The organism is Roseomonas chloroacetimidivorans (genome assembly GCF_049629625.1).
Classification (GTDB): domain Bacteria; phylum Pseudomonadota; class Alphaproteobacteria; order Acetobacterales; family Acetobacteraceae; genus Roseomonas; species Roseomonas chloroacetimidivorans.
On sequence record NZ_JBNBZS010000064.1, the window covers coordinates 1 to 18,268 of the forward strand.

Consider the following 18,268-nt stretch of genomic DNA (forward strand, 5'->3'; position numbering starts at 1 on the left):
GCGGCAGTCGGAGATCGACTACGCGACGCCGGCCGCGGGGTCGACGCCGCACTTCGTCTCCGTCGCCATGGCGAAGACGCTTGGGCTTCGCCTGTCGCATGTGCCGTATCGTGAACTCGCCATGGCTTTGGCCGATCTCAATGGTGGGCGGATTTCCGCTTACATGGCTGTGATTGGCACCGGGGCCGAGCAGCACCGGTCCGGCCGGATGCGCGCTCTGGCTGTGACCATGCCGGAGCGCGTGCCGACGCTGCCGGATGTGCCGACCTTCGCCGAGCTGGGCTTCCCGCAGCTGACGGCTGATGAGTGGTATGGGATCTTCCTGCCGGCCCGCACGCCCCAGGCGATCGTCACGGGGCTACATGGCGCGATCGCGCAGGTGGCAGCTTCGCCGGAGATGCGCAGCGCGCTGCTGAAGCTTGAGCAATATCCGGTCACGACGACACCGGCCCAGTTCGCCGCGCGGCTGCAAGCGGAGCGCGAGCGCTGGGGCCCGGTGGTGCGCGAGTCCGGTTACGACGTGGGGGAAGGATGACGGCGGCCTGACATTCCGGAGCGCGGTGGCCAGGCAGGTTCGCCCCTGCCTGCCGCGCTGCTGACGGCGGGTACGGCCACCCTCCGGTATATGCGGCGGGCCTGCGAGAGGCGTTGACAGGCCTCGGCCAAGGCCGCTACCTTCCGCAAAACGATACAGTGCATCGAAAAACAAACTAGCATTTGGCCCTGCCCTTAGGGGCCGGAAGCGCAAGGGAGGAAATCAACCGTGCCCATGACCACCCGCCGTACCGCATTTGGCCTTGCCGCGACCGCCATTCTCGCTGGTGCCGCGCGCGCACAGACGCTGGACCGCGTGGTGCGCCTGCTGGTGGGCTTCCCGCCGGGTGGTGCGGCCGACATCGTCGCGCGCATTTATGCCGAGCGTCTGCGCGGCACCTATGCGCAGCAGGTCGTGGTGGAGAACCGGCCGGGAGCCGCCGCCCGCATCGCGCTGGATGCCGCTAAGGCGGCGGTGCCGGATGGCGCGACGCTGGTCTTCACGCCCGAGAGCATGCTGACGATCTACCCGCATATCTATCCGAAAACGCTGCGCTATGACGGGATCAAGGACTTCATGCCGGGCGGCGCGGCCTCCTCCTTCCCCTTCGCCTTCGTGGTCGCGGCGAATCATCCGGCGCGCGACCTGGCGGGCTTCGCGCAATGGGCAAAAACGCAGAGGGACGTGTCCTATTGCAGCCCGGCGGCCGGCTCCATGCCGCATTTCCTGGCGGAGCAGATGTCGGCCAAGTTGGATCTGCGCCTGATGCATGTGGCCTATCGTGGCACCGGGCCGGCCCTGCCGGACCTTACCTCGGGGCGGCTGAGCGCGATCATGGGCGTGCTCGGCGACATGGCGGAGCAGCATCGGGCCGGCCATGTGCGTGTTCTCGCCATCTCCGCGCCGCGGCGCGCAGCGTCTCTGCCCGATGTGCCGACCTTCGCGGAACTGGGATATCCCGACCTGACGGCGGAGGAACTCTACACGATCCTCCTGCCCGCCGGCGCTCCTGCCCCGGTGGTCGAGGGGCTGGAGAGGGCCATCGCCACGGCCTCCGCCAATCCCGAGCTGCGCGCCGCCCTGGCGAAGATGGAGCAGGTTCCCGTCCCGCTCGGCTCCAGCGGCATGGCCGAGCGGATCCGAAAGGAGCGCGACCGCTGGGGGCCGATCGTGAAGGCCACCGGGTACACGGCCGAAGAATAGGCGCCGCCGCGCCGCATCCCGTTTCCAGGAGTTCTGCCATGTCCGTCGCCTTCGCGGATCATCCTCTCTCCCGCCCCGCGCCGCTTCCTGTGCCGGAACCGGGCCTGACTCTGGAGGAGCTGGTGGCCCGCGCCGTCGCGCTTCGCCCCATGCTGCGCGAGCAGCAGGCCGAGAACGAGGCACGCGGCACCTATGGGCCGGATCTGCACGAGGCATTCCGCCGCGCCGGCTTCTACCGGATCACGCAGCCCCGGATGTTTGGCGGTTATGAGATGCCGTTGACCCATTTCTATCGTGTGATGATGGAGGTGTCGCGCGGCGATCCGGGGGTGGGCTGGTGCCTGACGCTCGGCGCGTCGCATGGCTTCATCGTCGCCTCGCACTGGCCGGAGGAGGCGCAGTCGGAGCTGTTCGGGCCGGATGGTGAGTTCATCGCGCCTCATCGGGCCCAGCCCATGGGCACGGTGGTGCGGGAAGCGGGCGGCTGGCGTGTGAACGGGAAGTGGAATTACTGCTCCGGCATTCCCCACGCGACGCATTTTATCGGTACCGCCTTCCTGCGCGAGGAGGGAGCGCCGCCCCGCACCGTTCTCGTCGCCGTGCCGCGTGGCGGCTACGAGATCCTGCCGGATTGGGGTGGGGATGAGATCCTGGGCATGCGCGCCAGTGGCTCCAACAGCGTGGAGGTCAAGGATGCGCTGGTGCCCGAGCATTTCGTGATCCCCTTCGAGGTGATGTTCGCCCGTCCGGGTACGATGGAGAATGGGACGCCGGGCACGCGGCTGCATGGCAATCCCATGTATCTCGGCCGGCTGATGGGGCCCTATCACGCTTCTCTGGTGGCGGTGGTCACGGGTGCGGCCTGGGCGGCGATCGACGAGTATGAGCAGGTCTCGCAGAAGATGAAGACCTATGTCGATCCGGATGTGCTACGCGCCGATCACTACGACTTCCAGCGGCCATTCGGCGAGGCGCTGGCCAAGGCTGACGCGGCGGAGGCAATCCTGATCGGGGCCGCGCAGCGCTACATGGACCTCTGCGCGCGCTGGGCGAAGGATGGCACGCCCGTCAGCATCGAGGAGAACCTCCGCCTCTGGACCATGCTGCAGCAGGGCGGGCGCATGGCTTGCGACGTGGTGGAATCGCTGTTCCACAATGTCGGCGCCTTCGCGACGAAGAAGGGCAACCGTCTGCAGCGCTACTTCCGAGACGTGCAGATGTACCGCACCCATATGTCGGCGCAGCACCAGGCCTTCGCCACTTATGTGGCCCGCGCCCATCTTGGGCGGCCGACCGGCTTCCGCGGCTTGTGAGGATCGTGCGGGTGAGAACGGAGGGCAGCCTGTCGCCCTTGTTCCGGCCCTTTGATTTCGGCCGGGTGGTGCTGCGCAACCGGATCGCCATGGCGCCGATGACGCGGAAGCACTCACCGGGTGGAATTCCCGGGCCGGACGTCGCTGCCTATTACCGCCGGCGCGCGGAGGGTGGGGTGGGGCTGATTATCACGGAGGGCACCACGGTCGGCCATCCCGCTGCAAATGCCTATCCGCAGGTGCCGGCTTTCCATGGCGTGGCTGCGCTGGAGGGCTGGCGCCGTGTGGTGGAGGCGGTGCACGGCGCAGGCGGAGCCATCATCCCGCAACTCTGGCATACCGGTCTCCGACGGCGCCCGGGGGTGGAGCCGGATTCCTCTGTGCCGGGCTTCGGCCCCATGCGCATCGAGGAGGCGGGGCAAGAGGTGGTCCGGGCCATGACGCGCGCCGATATTGCGGCGGTGGTCGAGGCCTTCGCGCAGGCGGCCGCGGAGGCGGAGCGATTAGGCTTCGATGGCGTGGAACTGCATGGCGCGCATGAATACCTGCTGGACCAGTTCCTTTGGCCCGGTACCAATCAGCGCCAGGATGAATATGGCGGGACGTTGGAGAATAGGCTGCGCTTTCCGCTGGAGGTTGTGCGCGCCGTTCGCGGGGCGGTTCGCCCGGATTTCCCAGTGGTGTTCCGCTTCTCCCAGTGGAAGCTCAGCGACTATGCGGCCCGGCTGGCCGACACGCCGGAGCAACTGGGCGATATCTTGCGGCCGCTGGCTGAGGCCGGGGTGGATGTTTTCCACGCCAGCACGCGGCGCTTCTGGGAGCCGGCATTCCCGGGCGTTCCGGGCACACTGGCCGCCTGGGCGAAGCGGCTGACGGGGCGTCCATGCATCGCCGTGGGCAGCGTGGGGCTGGAGGATGCGCCGGGCCGGGGCAGGCCGGTGAGCGAGGGCGCGGCCACGCGGCTCGACCGGCTGGAGGCGCTGGCGGCTGGCCTGCGGGATGGGGATTACGACCTGGTTGCAGTGGGGCGCGCTCTGCTGGCCGACCCGGCCTGGGCGGAGAAATTGCGGCAAGGACGTGGAAGCGAGATCCGCAGCTTTGAACAGCAGCTTCTGGAGCAGTTGGTCTGACGTGCTGGCCATGTCCGGTGGGCGGATCGCCGGCAATGAAGGTGTGATGCGTGGCTGGCGTCACCTGCGCTACGGTTTCGCTCTCACGCGGGCTGCGGGCAAGGCGGCCTGCTCAGAACAAGAAGACGCGCGTTGGAAGGGAACACGGGAATGATCGAAACGGATGTCCTCATTGTCGGCAGTGGCCCGGCGGGTTCCTCGGCTGCGCTGATGCTGAGCACCTATGGCATAAAGAACATCCTGGTGACGAAGTACCGCTGGCTGGCCGATACGCCCCGCGCGCATATCACCAACCAGCGCACGATGGAGATCCTGCGCGACCTGGGCGTGGAATCGCAGGTGATGGCCCAGGCGACGCCGCAAGAATGGATGGGCAATACGGTATTCTGCACCAGCCTTGCCGGTGAGGAGCTGGGGCGCATCCGGACCTGGGGCACGCATCCGCAGCGCAAGGCCGATTACGACCAGGCCAGCCCTTCCACCATGTGTGACATGCCGCAGCATCTGATGGAGCCGATCCTGTTCGGTAATGCTTGCGCGCGCGGCACGCGGGCGCGCTTCGACACGGAATATCTTTCCCTCACGCAGGATGCGGAGGGCGTGACGGCGACGGTGCGTGACCGCCTGAGCGGCAAGGAATACCAGATCCGGGCCAAGTATCTAATCGGCGCGGATGGTGGCCGTTCCAAGGTGGCGGAGGATATCGGGCTTCCGATGGAAGGGCGCATGGGCGTCGCGGGCAGCATGAACATCGTGTTCAAGGCTGATCTGTCCAAATATGTCGCCCATCGCCCGAGCGTGCTCTACTGGGTGTTGCAACCTGGATCGAATATTGGCGGCATCGGCATGGGTCTGGTCCGCATGGTCAGGCCCTGGAATGAATGGCTGATCGTCTGGGGCTATGACATCAACCAGCCCCCGCCGCAGGTGGATGATGCCGTGGCCACGGAGGTCGCGCATAAGCTGATTGGCGACAACTCCATCCCGATCGAGGTCACCTCGACCTCCGTCTGGACGGTGAACCACATGTTCGCGACGCGCTACGCGCAGGGCCGGGTTTTCTGCATGGGGGATGCGGTGCACCGCCACCCGCCTTCCAACGGGCTTGGCTCCAACACCTCGATCCAGGATGCCTATAACCTGGCGTGGAAGCTGGCCCTCGTGCTGAAGGGGCAGGCCGATCCCTCGTTGCTCGACAGCTATGATGCGGAGCGGGCGCCAATCGGGCGGCAGATCGTGACGCGCGCCAACCAGAGCATCGAGGAGTTCGGTCCGATTTTCGGTGCGCTGGGCCTGCTGGATGATCGCGGCTTCGCGCAGATGCGGGCCAATATGGAGGCGCGCAAGGCGGCGACGCCGGAGGCTGCGGAGCAGCGGGAGGCGCTGCGGCGCGCGATCGCCTTCAAGGATTACGAGTTCAACGCGCATGGCGTGGAGATGAACCAGCGCTACCGCTCCGGCGCCGTGGCGCCGGATGGCACGCCGGAGCCGGAATGGAAGCGCGACAGGGAACTCTACTACCAACCCACCACCTGGCCTGGCGCGAGGCTGCCGCATGTCTGGCTGGGCCATGGCGGACATCAGGTCTCGACGCTGGACCTGGCGGGGAAGGGGCGCTTCTCGCTTTTCACAGGGGTGAATGGCGCGGCCTGGGCGCAGGCGGCCGCGCAGGCCAGCGAGCGGAGCGGCGTGCCGATCGAGGTTTTCGTGATCGGCCCGGGACAGGCCTATGAGGACCTGTTCGGCGACTGGGCCCTGGCGCGGGAGGTGGAGGAGAGCGGCTGCGTGCTCGTGCGGCCGGACATGCATGTCGCCTGGCGGGCGCAGGATGCCTCGCGGCTGGAGGGGCTGGGCGAGGCCATGCTGGCCATTCTCGGCCGGTCTGTACCGGCGGCGGTGAGCCGGGCGGCCTGAGGCAACATCGCCCGCCTCTGCGGCGCTGTCCCGCCGTCGCGCGGGGCAGCGTTCAGGCGCTCAGGCCGGCTGCCTTCAGGATCGCGTCGCGGCATCCGGCCAGCTCCTTCAGCAAATCTGGCAGATGCGCCTCGAAACGCGAGGTGGGCAGCAGGATGGAAATGGCGTAGCGCGTGCCCGAGGCATCCACCAGCCGGGCCGCCAGGGCCGAGATTCCGATCGCCGTGCCCTCGTGATCCGTGGCGATGCCGGATGGAGCGGCTTCCGCGAGTTCCTCCAGGAGCTTGCGCATGTCTGTGATGGTGCGCGGCGTGCGGGGCTCGAGCGGCTCGGGCAACAGCGCGCGGATCGTCGCTTCGGGCAGGCCGGAGAGCAGGGCCTTTCCCTCGGCACTGCTGTGCAGCGGCCAGGTGGAACCGATGCTGGCGGTGAGGCGGATCGCCTGCATGGGCGGTGTGACGATGGCGATCACCACCACCTTGCCGTCCTGCAGCACGGTCATGGCGGTGGATTCCTGCGTCGTCGCGGCCAAGCGTTCCAGATGAGGCCGCGCAAGCGCTACAAGGTCGATCCGTACCGAGGTGGCCAGGCGCGTGATCATCGGGCCCAGGCGCACTCCGCCCTGTGTCGCATCCACCATAACGAGACCTTCGACGCAGAGTGCGTCCACAATCCGTTGGACAGTCGGGCGCGGGAGGCCGGTGGACTTGGCGATCTGGCCGAGGCTGAGGCCGGCTGTCTGCCCTTCCAGCGCCTTCATCACGGACGCGGCCCGGGAGATCAGCTGCATGCCCGTCCGGCCTTCCGTGACGGCGGAGGACCCGGTGAGGTCCGTGGGGTCGAGCTTCGTCATGCCCACCGGCATCGCAGGCCGGAGGGCATTTGTGAAGCGGGTGCGGGCAGTGCCCCCGGGCGGATCCTGCCGGAGAAGGAGCGCGCCGCCTTGCATCCGGGGTTCCGGCCAGTCCGGCCACCACGGATAGGGGGCGGTTGACCCTGTGCAGCGCGACGGGCGACCATCCTTCCGGAATTGGGGTATCTCCGGGGAGCATCGATGTCCGAAGCGCGTCCACCCACCAAGCCGGCATTCCTGATGGTCGAGCCGGCAGGCATGAGGCGGACGCCCGCAAAATTTCCGGGCATCGTGACCAAGGCGCGGTGCAGGACATGCGGTTGGGGCTGCTGACGGCGCTGTTCCGCTCAAGTCCGGGCTCAGTTCTGCCGGATCATGAGCAGAGTTATCTTCTGGAAGGCAGCATCGAGGAGCAAGGCGAGATGATCGTGGGCAATTTTGCCGCGCGCCCCGTTGGAAGCCGACATGTGGCGTGGTCCCGCAACGGTGCGCTAATGCTGGCTATGTTTATGGAGCCGAACCGGTTCTTCGCGACCGACGGGAATTCGGAGCGGCTCAGCACGAGGGCGGGGGCACTGATTGCACATTCCTGAGCATTCCGCTGTGGCTGCGGGTCTGCGCCGGCGAGGCCGATCCGCGTGAGTTCCGGGTGTGAAGGCCCGCCGCTTTCCCGGCATTTCTTCGAGCGTCCGGTGGTAGAAGTCGCAAGGGACCTGATCGGGGCGACGTTGCTGGTCGACGGCATTGGCGGAATCGTGGTCGAGACGGAAGCCTATGATCATGACGATCCGGCATCGCACAGCTTCGTTGGACCGACCCGTCGCAATGCCACGATGTTCGGCCCTGCGGGGCATGCCTATGTCTACCGCTCCTACGGCCTGCACTGGTGCCTCAACTTCGTCTGCGGCGCTGAGCGGCTTGGCAGCGCGGTGCTGATCCGCGCCTTGCAGCCGACCAGCGGGTTGGATGTGATGCGACAACGACGTGGCATGGTGGAGCCGAAACTGCTTTGCAGTGGCCCGGGACGTCTGAGCCAGGCCCTGGGCGTGACAGGCGAGTTGGATGGGGCCCCGCTGGATCGCCCACCTTTCTCGATACGGCCCGGCCTGGCCGTGGTGGAGGTGCAGGCAGGACCACGCATCGGGATCACGCGCGGGGCGGAGACACCGTGGCGCTTCGGCCTGTCCGGATCTCCCTTTCTGAGCCGCCGCTTTCCGTCCTGAGTTTCAGGGCGCTGCTTGTGCCGGAAGGCCGGGCCAGCAGTTTGCTAAACTTGGGCGTTCAGCCTCTTTTGCAGGTCATCATTGAGCACCTGGTGCGTGACCTTCATCTTGGCGAGCAAGAAGCGCTGCTCAGGCAAAAGGTGGATCTGCCCCGCGATCTCCAGCGCCGCGATCCGCTGCTCCTGCCGCTCCAGACGGGCTTGCTGCTCTTCCACACGCCGCAGGGCTGCTGCAATGCCGCTCTCTTTTGGTTTCATGGGCGCTTCCCGGCTCCTGTCGCGTCCGCCGAGGGGCGCCGAGCCAAAACGTTACTCACCAAGGTCATGCATCACGTTTTATCGGCCCTCAGCGCGCGCCGGCCGGTTCGGCTTCCGCCGTTGTTTCGGAACTTACATGAGCGGCCTACTGAATTGGGCGCGTCTTGAGCAGATTGATCAGGTCGAAGTCAAGTATCGTAGGTTAAGTCGGAAATTTGGTGGGCAATTTGAATGTTATTTCGAATTCGATCGAAGCTGCTGTGAAGAATAGGCGTTCTGACGTTCTCCACATTCGACATAGGACGCCCCGAAATCGCGGCGGAGGACTGCATGAACGCCATTACCACCCTGTGCCGCCCAGGCATCGCCGAGGGAAGCACCGCCGCCGATACCGGCCTTCTTCATATCCATTTCGGCGCGGGGCGGCTGGGGCTGGGGCTGATTGCGCCGTTCTTCCAAAGGCCCGGGTCGCGCCTGTTCCTGATGAACCGGGCCGTTTCCGGAGACAAGGCGACGGGCAGCACGGCGCTTCCGGCGGAGCGGCGCAACCAACTGCTGCGTGACAATCCGGAAGGATACTACGTCGTGCAGAAGCCGGGCGGGAGCGATGCAGACCGCCATCCGGTGCATTACGATGGCTTCTTCGAATATGACGAGGACAATCTGGAAGGTGTCATCCAGAGCATCGTCAGCAGGCCCCTTGGCCGGCCGACGGCGGTCATGGTGACCGCCTCGCTGCTGAGTGCCGAGAATTATGGGCCGGTCATCAAGGCCCTCAACATCATCGCGCGAATGGCGCGGGAACGGGAGCATCTGTCGGGGCGGATCTTCCTCGTGGCCTGCGAGAACACCCTCAGCGCCCGTGAAGTCTGCGAGGACGAGGCCCTTTCCTCCCTGCTCTTGTCCGAAGCGCGTGAGAGTGTGACCTGTGTCCATGCGCTTGTAGACCGGATGTGCGTCGGGCTTGAGGAGGACCGTACGGGGCCTCGCCCCGTCGTGCTGGTGCGTGCGGAGGATTACGGCTCCGTCAAGCTGGAGCTTACGCCAGATACCGAGGATCTGGAGGATCTATGCCGGGGAAGCCGGGTCGAGTTCAGCCGGCATGTGGACACGGAGAAGCAGATCAAGAGCTGGCTGCTGAACGGCACGCATTGGCTGATCGCGCTCGACGCGTTCGACAGGACCGATGGGGACAAGGATCTCAAGCTCAACCAGTTCATCCTCTCCTCCCCCGAGAATGAGCGCTTCGCGCGCGGCGTTATGCAGGAAATGCGCGACGGGGTGGCGGCCCTCCTGCGAAGCGATCCGACATATGCGGGCTTCGTCCGGGATGTTGACGTCGATCAATACCTGGACGGTGCCGCAGAGGCCATTCTGCAACGGTTCGTCGCGACGGACGATCCCATGGTCCGCATTCTGGCCCGCTTCCAGGCACCCAGGCCGAACCTGTGCAACACGATCGAGAGCTTCACGAAGCGGCTCGCTGATCGGGTCGATGCACCCATGCGCGCCTTCGAGGCCGAAAAGGGCACGGTCCCGAAGGCGGCGAGCCACAGTATCCAGAGCCTTGTCCGCCTCTTGGCGTCCGGAAAGTTTATCGACCTGCAATAGGCGCGGACAGGCGGGCTGGAGCGCATTCCGGATCTGGCTGGCGGTTCCGGTGCCGGATCGGGATGGGTGCGTGTCTCCGCAGCGCACATGCCCGCCCCCGCATGCATTCGACCGAGACAAAATGGGTGATTCTTGAACCGAACGAAGCTGATTATTTTCGACTGTGATGGCGTCCTGATCGACAGTGAGATCGTGGTGTGCCGGCTGACAGGCGAGGAGTTGACGCAGCTCGGCTACCCCGTGACGACGGCGCAGGTGATCGAGCGGTTTGCCGGGCGCCCGGAGCGCGAGATGATCGCCGATATCGAGCAGGACTGGGGGCAGCCCGTGCCTCCGGAATATTTCAGCCGCATCCGGCAGCGCATCGAACAGGCCTATGCCACCGAGCTCCGCGCCATGCCGGAGGCGGCGGAGGTCCTTGGCCGCATCCGCATCCCGGTTTGTGTGGCATCCAGCAGCTATCCTGAGAAGCTGCGGCTCGGGCTTGAGGCGGTGGGCCTCTATGACCTGTTCCGGTCTAACCTCGTCAGCGCCTCCTATGTGGCTCAGGGCAAGCCTGCGCCGGACGTCTTCATCTACGCGGCGGGATGGATGCGTACTCCCGTGGCGGATTGCCTGGTGATCGAGGACAGCATTCCCGGCACCCGCGCGGCTCGCGCCGCAGGTATGCGCGTCTTCGGCTTCACGGGCGGTACGCACTGCGATCCCGGCCATGGTCAGCGTCTGATCGAGGCAGGGGCCGAACGGGTGATCGGCGACCTGCGCGAGCTCGAGGCGCATGTCGAGGGCGCCTTCTGAGCGCCTAGGGCTGGGCCGCCCAGTTCAGCACGCGGCACAGGCGCTGCTGCTGCTCTAGTTTCGGTGAAAGGAGAATATGCCGTGTCTGCTGCCTTCTCGTCCGGTGCCTATACGGGCCTCTCCGCTTCGGAATGCAGAAGGTTGCTCGGCTGGGCCACACGGAAGGGGCCCCACTGGGCCGCCGAAGTCATTCCGGGCGAGAGCGGGGTGTCTGTGGCGCTGGTCACGCCCCATAGCGCAGAAGGCCCGACGGGGCCGCTGCCCGAGTGGCTCATTCTCCGACGGGCAGGCGGCGTATCCGTGGTGAACAATCTGGGTGGAATTTGGGGGCCGTTTGCCACGCTAGACGGCGCGCTGCGCGCGGTGGAGGCCGAGGAGGCCAGGCTGGCTCCACCAGCCGGTCAGGTGACGCCCGTCCGGATGAAGCCCGGTCAGGCGACGAGTAAACGCCTGGCCAGTTGAGATCGCGCTTCGGCCCAGGGCGGTCCGCTTCCCCGCAGGGGGAGGCGGCGGAAGTACTCGTGCCACCTGCCCCATCTGCGGCCGCCTACTTTGCGGGGATGGCTCCGCCCATCCCCAGAGCGGGCTTCGGCGTCGCCTGCCCGCGCACGCAACGATAGATGGCCCAGATCCCCAGCGAGGCCGGCAGCAGGGCCAGAGAGGGCACCATGGTCATCCAGGCGACGATCGCGCCGGCAACGCAGCCCGTGGCGGCGCCGGCATCCCAGCCGGCCTCCGCCGCGAAATGGAACCTGTATGCGGCCCCGGACTGCTTGGCCCGGTCGTAGATCACGCTCATCAGGATAGGAACGTAGAGACCGGCGACCGCTGCCCCGCTGGCATTGGCGATGGTGGCAGCAACCGGCGACCAGCTCGCGCAGGCGCGCAGGGCAAAGCCGAGGACCAGGGCGCTGCAGACCAGGGTGAGATAGCGATCACGCTGTCCGCGATCGATCGCACGACCACAGGTCAGGCCCGTCACGACACCGACCAGCCCAGCGGCGGCATTGGCGAGGCCGAAGGCCTCGAACTGCGAGCCAAGCGAAGTGAAGAGCACCATCGGCCAGGCCAGAGCAAGGCCGGACGCCATCCAGCCATCAGCCGCGAAGGCGGCGATCCCAGAGCGGTCGATGCCCTGCATGGAGTCCCGCATGGTCGGAACCGGGCCGGCGGGGATGTTCCGTAGGCCCAGGAGAGGCAGGACCGAGAGCAGGGAGAGAACCGCGGCGAGGCTGAAATCCACTACCGCGCCGAACCGGTCCAGAAGGACGCCGCCGAGCAGGGGGCCTACCACGCCGATCAGGGCGCCCAGGGCGGTTCTGATGCCCAGTTCCCGCCCACGCGACGCGTCCCCGCCAGTAACCGCCGCGGCCGAGTGATAGACCGGCCAGTAGAGGGATTCAGCAAGGGAGACGACCAGCAGCCAGACGAGGAGCCAAAGAGGCTCGTCCGCCCGCATGAGGGGAAAATACTGGGTGGCCATGAGCGCCGCGCCAAGCGCCATGGCGGTGCGATAGCCGACCCGGCGCACGATGCCGAGGGAGAGAATGCGAAGGCCGAAGCGGGCGGTAAGCAGGCCGGCATAGGCGATCAGCGCAGCGGGCAGGCTGAAGCCGAGCTTCATCAAATACGCGCCTACGAAGCCGCCCGCGAGGGCGACCGCGGTCTGGAAAAAGGCGTAATGAAGCGTGAGCAGCCGGAAGGGGCTGAAATGAGTCACGGCAGCGGTTTCCTGTGGAGAGCCGCCAGCGGTGCAGTGGAGGAAGAAGGGCGATCCGTGCGGCTGCCCTATCTACGCTCACGCGGTCGTGATAATCAAGCGTTTGTGATGATGTTTTGAATCTGAAAAGGAGGGCTAGCCAGGGAGTCATCTGTCGCGGCCCATCAGCCTCAAAGCGCTGATGAACCTCACCCCTAAACAAGCCCGCTAACCGGGGCATCCTAGGATATCATTCTTTTTCGTTGCGATGCAGGATTCATGCATCGGAGCGATCAGCCTCGGTGGCAGTCATGCCCCGTGAGACGACTGCTCGACATCTGCCCGTGTGTCAGCCGATTGCCGTATGTTGAAATCCGCTGCCCGGGCTTGTGCGGGAATCAGGACATCATCGCAGTTTCCGACGATCCTGTCGTTCAGAAGCTTCACCCGCAGGGAGCCCGACTTCCAGCCCCTGGCGGCCTTGCACCGAACAAGCCACCCTCAGCACAGGAGTGCTGCAACGTCAGGGGAAGCGGTTGTTTTGCCCAGACCTGGAATGGTTGTGGTTCCGCCCCAGCCCTGTCGCGTCCTCATACGTTCAACCCGCGGCAACGCGCAGCAGAATGATCTGCGGGCCAGCAGGTGCCGGAGCGAGAACGGGGCGGTGGCCGCTCAGTCAGCCAAGGGTACGTTCTTGCCTAGCACAGCAAAGCGGCCGGGCCGCATCTGGCTCTGACGGACAACACGCTCGTGACCGTCCCTGTCGTTCTTGACGCGGTATTCGCGATCGGCCCCGTCATTCGGCATCAGCCGTGTGATGGTGTACTGGCCCAGAGCGTCGCGAGGAGTCAGATATCCAGCGATAAGCTCTACATTCTGGCCGACTTCGAAGTGATGTGCCTGCATGGTAATTCCTTCCAGGGCCGGAGCCAGGTTTACCCGATCACGTCGAGAACGATCCGGCGAATCTCGTCGGGAGAAAGACCTGCGGGTGCCGGCTCGGGCATCGCGATGGCCGGTAGTGATGATGAGGAAGAAAGTAGTATCGAAAGGCCACGGACGGCCTGAAAAAATGGCAACTGAATATTTCCTTGCGCGGTGCCCGCCATCATGGCGGCGTCCGCGGAGCAGGTCCGGGAGGTACGAACGCCAGTGATAGCGTTCCGTTCGGCTCAAGGACCGGAGTAAGCCGGCGGAGAAGAAGCCGGTGAGAAGGACGGGCGGCCCTATGGTGAGCCGCCCGTTAGGCGAATAAGGCCGGGAAACAGCCTTGTGTCAGGCGGCCTTCAGATTGCCGGCAGAAACCTTGCCCTGCTGGCCCTGCTGCAGATCGTATTCAATCTTGTCGCCCTCCCGCGGCTCCTGCATCCCGGCGCGCTGGACGTCGGAGATGTGCAGGAACACGTCTTTGGAGCCGTCCTCAGGCTGAATGAAGCCAAAGCCCTTGGTGCCGTTGAACCATTTGACAGTGCCGATGGACATGATGGGTGTTCCGTTCATCTGAAAAGCCGGCCAGCAACATTGCGAGCCGAATCGATCTTCGAAGGAGGCGGACACCGGGCTCGGCGCTCTGTGAGGAGCAAGGAGAGCAGGCCGAACCGGACGAGACTGATTAGACTTATATAGAGATCTATTTCTTCCGTTTCAACCATTCCGAGGCGGAGCTTGGATTTTGTCTTTATGCGGCAGCTGCGGGATGTCTGCTGGGGTGAGGATCAGTCCATCGCACCGCTTTGGGACGGAGCGAACGACGTTATCACCTCATGCCGGAAACGTGCGCACTCCGGGCTTCGCTGAGCGAATATGGTGTTGGGTAACGCTGTGCCGGAGCCGATCGCGCATCCGCAAGCCGGTTCCGCTCACGATCGAGCCGCGCCGACGCCTCCTTGCTTTTTCCATTCTGTCACCGCGCTCACGTCATGGTTGGCGCATTTGCCTTCCGGGGGTTGTCACCGGTGCGGATGAGCGGTCAGCTTTTTGTCACCTCGGCCAGCAAGCAAGGAGGGCCACCGCCTTGAGCTACACGACCATCGGCATGGAAAGCGGTTGTGCTGCTCCTTCTGGTCTGATGGAATTTCGAGAGGGTGGACGTGAACGCCGCAGGACAGAATATCAGCGGGGCCACGCTGTTGGATCGGAAGAGCAAGAGGCGTGGCGGAGCATGAGAACACCGATGGGCTTACAGACAGGCCGCGAGGTGGGAGCAAACCATGGCGGTTGAGGAAAGGGAACTCTACAGCAGTTCCAACGGCGACCGATGGTATCTCGCTCGCGAACCCCGCTCGGGGCGCGTGTTCATCAGGCACGAGCCAAATCCCGCATCCGGTGGCGACACATCGCTCCTTGAGATCAGCCAGTTCCTGTCTCAAGGCTTTGGCCCTGAGCATCAGGAGTTGCTCCGCTTGATTGGCACTCTGGTCGAGCATCGTTAGAGCAGGAAGCCGGGCGCATTCCGTGTAGTGCTGACCAGAGCTGTTTGTCCGGGCTGCCGGCGCGGGCGATACGCACTGCTGCGTCGCCTTACATTCCTTGCCGAATCAGGATGCCGGCCAGCAGCAGGACGCACAGCCGCCCACCGTGATGGCCAGCGTTCTATGAGCGGCTGATCGCCCCGGCCGATGGCTCGCGCGGTCTGGTGGGATCGGGGCGTGTCTCCTGCTCAGGCTCCCGGCCCGGAGGTCGCTTCAGTATGAACCGTTATCCTGGCGGGGGCTGAGGCAGCTTGGCGGCCTTCGGGCTTCCGTAGCGCCGTGGCGACGGGCCGCGGATCAGGACGCGTGATCAGCCGCGCGCCACGTTGGAAGGTCAGGTAGCTCCAGAGCCATTCGAAGGAGACGACGACGCGGCTTCGGAAGCCGATCAGGTACCAGACATGGGCAACGCACCAGAACAACCAGCCGAACAGCCCCTTCAAGCGGAAGCGGTCCAGCGTGACGACAGCCGAACGGCGCCCGATCGTCGCGAGGTCACCGTGGTGGCGGTAGGCGAAAGGGGCAGGTGCCGGGCGCCCTGCCGCCCGTGCGGCGATCACCTTGCCGACATAGCGGCCCATCTGCTTCGCCGCCGGAGCATTTCCGGGCACCGGCTTCCCCGCCGGATCCTTGACTGACACAAGGTCCCCGATCGCGAAGATGTCGGGATGGCCCGGGACGGACAGATCCGGTTCCGCCAGGATACGCCCGGCGCGGTCCCGTGGCGCTTCAAGCCAACTTCCCGCAGGGGAGGCAACGACGCCTGCTGCCCAGACCGTGGTGCTCGCCTCAATCCGCTCCTCCCCGAGGGAGACACCCCCGGGGTCACATCCTGTCACGCGCGCATTCAGCAGGACCTCAACCCCCATGCTGCGCAGGGACTGCGTCGCGTAATCCGACAATTTCTCGGGGAAGCTCGCCAGTAGGCGTGGTCCTGCCTCTACCAGGACGATGCGTGAATGACGCGGGTCGATCCGGCGGAATTCCCGCCGCAGCGCCTGGCGGGCCAGTTCCGCCATGGCTCCGGCCAGTTCCACGCCTGTCGGGCCACCGCCCACCACCACGAAGGTCAGCAGGCGCTGGCGCTCCGCCTCGTCCAGTGCCAATTCTGCTTGCTCGAAGGCCAGCAGGAGGCGGCGGCGGATCGCAGTCGCGTCCTCGATCGTCTTGAGGCCGGGCGCGAAGGGCGCCCATTCGTCATGGCCGAAATAGGAATGGGTCGCGCCCGTCGCGAGCACGAGCACGTCATAGGGGACTGATATCTCGCCCGCCTGGACCCGATGTGCGGCCGAATCCAGACCCGTCACCTCGGCCATCAGGACGGTGACATTGGCCTGCCGCCGGAACACGGTGCGCACCGGCCAGGCGATGTCGCCAGGCGAGAGCGCGGCCGTCGCGACCTGGTAGAGAAGAGGCTGGAAAAGATGGTGATTTTGCCGGTCCAGAATCGTCATCTGGACCGGGGCCTTGGCCAGGGCGCGCGCCGTCTCCAGACCGCCGAAGCCAGCGCCGACCACCACAACGCGTAGGGGCTGCCTGATCATGTCCGGCATCACATGTCGGCCGCTTGCGCCATGGATTCGGCCTCCGCGATTTTCGGCCGCCGGCTATTCAGATCGAAGCGGTCGCCCTGGCAGAGAACGTGGAGCCGGACATCGTGGATGGAGAGGGCGCGATCCGCCTCGGCCTCGGCAATATTGGAATGGGTCACGCCGCCGCCATCGACCACATAGACGCCGCCGCTTCCAATCACCTCGAAACGGTGGCCTCGGAGGACGATGGCGGTGTCCTCATCGATGCCGATGCCCAGTTCGCGCGGGTTCTGCGCGACAGCGCCGAGCAGCCGCCCGATGCGGCCGCGTTCCGCGAAATGCTGATCAATAATGACGTCGCGCACCAGGCCGAGCCCGGCGGCAAGGTGCAGGTCGCCGATGCGGTGCGTTTCCTGGCTGCTGCCCTTGACCAGCATCGTGTCGCTCATGGCAGAAGCTCCCGCGGAGGTGCCGGCAATGACGCCGCCAGCGGCATGGATCTCCCGGACCCGCTGCTCCACCGGCGTGTCACCAAGCTGGCTGCTGATCCGGAGCTGGTCGCCGCCGGAGAAGAACACACCGGTCGCGCCGTCAAAAAGACGCAGCTTCTCCTCGCTGTGTGTTTCCGAGCGTTCCTCGACATAGAGCTCCACGAGATCAGTCACGCCGAGTTCCGAAAAAGCCCGTTTGTAGGATTCGAAATAGCCTTCGGGCTGGTGGGACGCGACGGTCGCGAGGACGAGGCGCCCGCCTTTCAGATAGCGTGCGACCTCACGCAGGATGACGCGCTCGCCGTCCTTGTCCTCATGCCCGCCAATGATCACGAGCGGGCCCTGCCCAGTGCGGCTACGGTCAGTCATGCGCTGCTTCTTCGTCCTTCCGCAGATAGATGCGGGATCGTTCGTCCTCGCTCGTCATGATGCCCGCTGCGAAATGCGAGCTGTTATGTGCCCAGCCGATCTGTCCCTTCCGGTCGAGCACGATCCCGCCCGCCTCGCCGCCGACATCGCCGAGCCGGTCGAGCGTTGCCTCGATTGCGGCCTGGGGCGGCCCTGATTCCAGGAGCTGCATCACGCGCGCGGCAAGGGTCCGGCGCACGATGCTCTCCCCATCGCCCGAGAACGCCACAGCCCCAACGGAGTTGTCGGCATAAAGGCCGCAGCCGGGCACGGGGGAATCCCCCACACGGCCGGGAGGGCTTCCTTCCAGCCCGCCGGTGGAGGTTCCGGCTGCCAGATTGCCCATCACATCCAGCGCGACGCAGCCCACCGTATCGTGGCCGGTATCCTCCACGGCCAGCAGGAGGTCCGCTGGGTCACAGGTTTCGGCACCATGGGCCTCGGCGAAGCGGCGGGCGCCCTCCGCCACGAGCAGGGTAGGAGGCTCCCGCAGCATCAGGCGTGCGACGGTTATCGGGTGCCGCACGCCCCGGATGGCTGCCACCCCGCCTACGTCGAGGGCCGCCCCGTCCATGAGGGCGGCGTCCATCTCCACCTCGCCATCGCTGTTGCGGACTGACCCGCGGCCGGCATTGAAGGTGGGGTCGTCTTCCAGAACCCGGATCGAGGCCTCGACCGCCTCCAGGGCGCTGCCGCCTTCCCGCAGCATCGCCGCCCCGGCGGACAGGGCCGCGAGGCAGCCATCCCGGTTTGCCTTCTCCTTCTCCGGCGCGATCTCCTTGGCCCCGCCATGCACGATGAGCGCCCAGCGCCCCCCTCGATGTGCCATG

The 18,268-nt window shown here is 65.8% G+C and carries 20 protein-coding genes; 11 read left to right on the top strand and 9 right to left on the bottom strand.

What is annotated here, in order from left to right:
- The 5 genes from ACO1BU_RS27920 to ACO1BU_RS27940 form a co-directional block, all read left to right on the top strand.
- On the top strand, window positions 1-535 hold a 535-nt coding region (locus ACO1BU_RS27920), incomplete at its 5' end, for a Bug family tripartite tricarboxylate transporter substrate binding protein (RefSeq protein WP_424139241.1).
- 234 nt (window positions 536-769) lie between these two features.
- On the top strand, window positions 770-1,738 hold the full coding sequence (locus ACO1BU_RS27925; RefSeq protein WP_424139268.1) for a tripartite tricarboxylate transporter substrate-binding protein: 969 nt from the start codon (window positions 770-772) through the stop codon (window positions 1,736-1,738).
- 38 nt (window positions 1,739-1,776) lie between these two features.
- A complete protein-coding gene (locus ACO1BU_RS27930) occupies window positions 1,777-3,051 on the top strand; it encodes an acyl-CoA dehydrogenase family protein (protein ID WP_424139242.1) in 1,275 nt (424 codons plus the stop codon).
- Between the two features lie 11 nt (window positions 3,052-3,062).
- The gene (locus tag ACO1BU_RS27935) at window positions 3,063-4,181 is read left to right on the top strand and encodes an NADH:flavin oxidoreductase (protein WP_424139243.1); all 1,119 of its coding nucleotides are present in this window, start codon (window positions 3,063-3,065) and stop codon (window positions 4,179-4,181) included.
- Window positions 4,182-4,331: 150 nt separating this feature from the next.
- Entirely contained in the window at window positions 4,332-6,095 is a 1,764-nt protein-coding gene (locus ACO1BU_RS27940) for an FAD-dependent oxidoreductase (RefSeq protein ID WP_424139244.1), read from the top strand.
- Between the two features lie 52 nt (window positions 6,096-6,147).
- Here ACO1BU_RS27940 and ACO1BU_RS27945 read toward each other — a convergent pair whose 3' ends face one another.
- Window positions 6,148-6,948 carry an IclR family transcriptional regulator gene (locus ACO1BU_RS27945; RefSeq protein ID WP_424139245.1) on the bottom strand — a complete coding sequence of 267 codons (801 nt, stop codon included), beginning with the start codon at window positions 6,946-6,948 and terminating at the stop codon, window positions 6,148-6,150.
- Between the two features lie 137 nt (window positions 6,949-7,085).
- Between ACO1BU_RS27945 and ACO1BU_RS27950 the strand changes: the two genes are divergently transcribed.
- Window positions 7,086-7,541, top strand: coding sequence for a cupin domain-containing protein (locus ACO1BU_RS27950; RefSeq protein WP_424139246.1), 456 nt, complete (start codon window positions 7,086-7,088; stop codon window positions 7,539-7,541).
- A 45-nt stretch (window positions 7,542-7,586) separates the two neighbouring features.
- Window positions 7,587-8,171, top strand: coding sequence for a DNA-3-methyladenine glycosylase (locus ACO1BU_RS27955; protein WP_424139247.1), 585 nt, complete (start codon window positions 7,587-7,589; stop codon window positions 8,169-8,171).
- Between the two features lie 44 nt (window positions 8,172-8,215).
- Here ACO1BU_RS27955 and ACO1BU_RS27960 read toward each other — a convergent pair whose 3' ends face one another.
- Window positions 8,216-8,428, bottom strand: a complete 213-nt coding sequence (locus tag ACO1BU_RS27960) for a hypothetical protein (RefSeq protein WP_424139248.1) — start codon at window positions 8,426-8,428, stop codon at window positions 8,216-8,218.
- Window positions 8,429-8,758: 330 nt separating this feature from the next.
- On the opposite strand from ACO1BU_RS27960, the gene ACO1BU_RS27965 reads away from it, so the two are divergent.
- The 3 genes from ACO1BU_RS27965 to ACO1BU_RS27975 all read left to right on the top strand — a co-directional run bounded on the left by ACO1BU_RS27965 (window position 8,759) and on the right by ACO1BU_RS27975 (window position 11,299).
- Window positions 8,759-10,039 (top strand): hypothetical protein, encoded by a 1,281-nt coding sequence (locus tag ACO1BU_RS27965; protein ID WP_424139249.1) that lies wholly within the window; start codon window positions 8,759-8,761, stop codon window positions 10,037-10,039.
- Between the two features lie 132 nt (window positions 10,040-10,171).
- Window positions 10,172-10,837, top strand: coding sequence for an HAD family hydrolase (locus ACO1BU_RS27970; RefSeq protein ID WP_424139250.1), 666 nt, complete (start codon window positions 10,172-10,174; stop codon window positions 10,835-10,837).
- An 81-nt stretch (window positions 10,838-10,918) separates the two neighbouring features.
- On the top strand, window positions 10,919-11,299 hold the full coding sequence (locus ACO1BU_RS27975; protein ID WP_424139251.1) for a hypothetical protein: 381 nt from the start codon (window positions 10,919-10,921) through the stop codon (window positions 11,297-11,299).
- 85 nt (window positions 11,300-11,384) lie between these two features.
- Here ACO1BU_RS27975 and ACO1BU_RS27980 read toward each other — a convergent pair whose 3' ends face one another.
- The 4 genes from ACO1BU_RS27980 to ACO1BU_RS27995 form a co-directional block, all read right to left on the bottom strand.
- Window positions 11,385-12,557 carry an MFS transporter gene (locus tag ACO1BU_RS27980; RefSeq protein WP_424139252.1) on the bottom strand — a complete coding sequence of 391 codons (1,173 nt, stop codon included), beginning with the start codon at window positions 12,555-12,557 and terminating at the stop codon, window positions 11,385-11,387.
- A gap of 651 nt (window positions 12,558-13,208) precedes the next feature.
- Window positions 13,209-13,442: a hypothetical protein gene (locus ACO1BU_RS27985; protein ID WP_424139253.1), complete on the bottom strand. Its 234-nt coding sequence runs from the start codon at window positions 13,440-13,442 to the stop codon at window positions 13,209-13,211.
- A gap of 29 nt (window positions 13,443-13,471) precedes the next feature.
- Complete coding sequence (locus tag ACO1BU_RS27990; RefSeq protein WP_424139254.1) at window positions 13,472-13,648, bottom strand: hypothetical protein; 177 nt, start codon at window positions 13,646-13,648, stop codon at window positions 13,472-13,474.
- A 163-nt stretch (window positions 13,649-13,811) separates the two neighbouring features.
- Window positions 13,812-14,018, bottom strand: coding sequence for a cold-shock protein (locus ACO1BU_RS27995; protein ID WP_424139255.1), 207 nt, complete (start codon window positions 14,016-14,018; stop codon window positions 13,812-13,814).
- 728 nt (window positions 14,019-14,746) lie between these two features.
- Here ACO1BU_RS27995 and ACO1BU_RS28000 point away from each other — a divergent pair.
- Complete coding sequence (locus ACO1BU_RS28000; protein ID WP_424139256.1) at window positions 14,747-14,968, top strand: hypothetical protein; 222 nt, start codon at window positions 14,747-14,749, stop codon at window positions 14,966-14,968.
- A gap of 227 nt (window positions 14,969-15,195) precedes the next feature.
- Here the strand turns inward: ACO1BU_RS28000 and ACO1BU_RS28005 are convergent, their stop codons facing one another.
- From ACO1BU_RS28005 to ACO1BU_RS28015, 3 genes are read right to left on the bottom strand one after another with little or no spacing between them, the layout of a single operon-like run.
- Window positions 15,196-16,551, bottom strand: a complete 1,356-nt coding sequence (locus ACO1BU_RS28005; RefSeq protein ID WP_424139257.1) for an NAD(P)/FAD-dependent oxidoreductase — start codon at window positions 16,549-16,551, stop codon at window positions 15,196-15,198.
- A gap of 8 nt (window positions 16,552-16,559) precedes the next feature.
- Complete coding sequence (locus ACO1BU_RS28010) at window positions 16,560-17,399, bottom strand: cyanophycinase (protein WP_424139258.1); 840 nt, start codon at window positions 17,397-17,399, stop codon at window positions 16,560-16,562.
- Complete coding sequence (locus ACO1BU_RS28015; RefSeq protein WP_424139259.1) at window positions 17,392-18,267, bottom strand: isoaspartyl peptidase/L-asparaginase family protein; 876 nt, start codon at window positions 18,265-18,267, stop codon at window positions 17,392-17,394. The genes ACO1BU_RS28010 and ACO1BU_RS28015 overlap by 8 nt, the downstream gene beginning before the upstream one ends.
- Window position 18,268 lies beyond the last annotated feature (1 nt).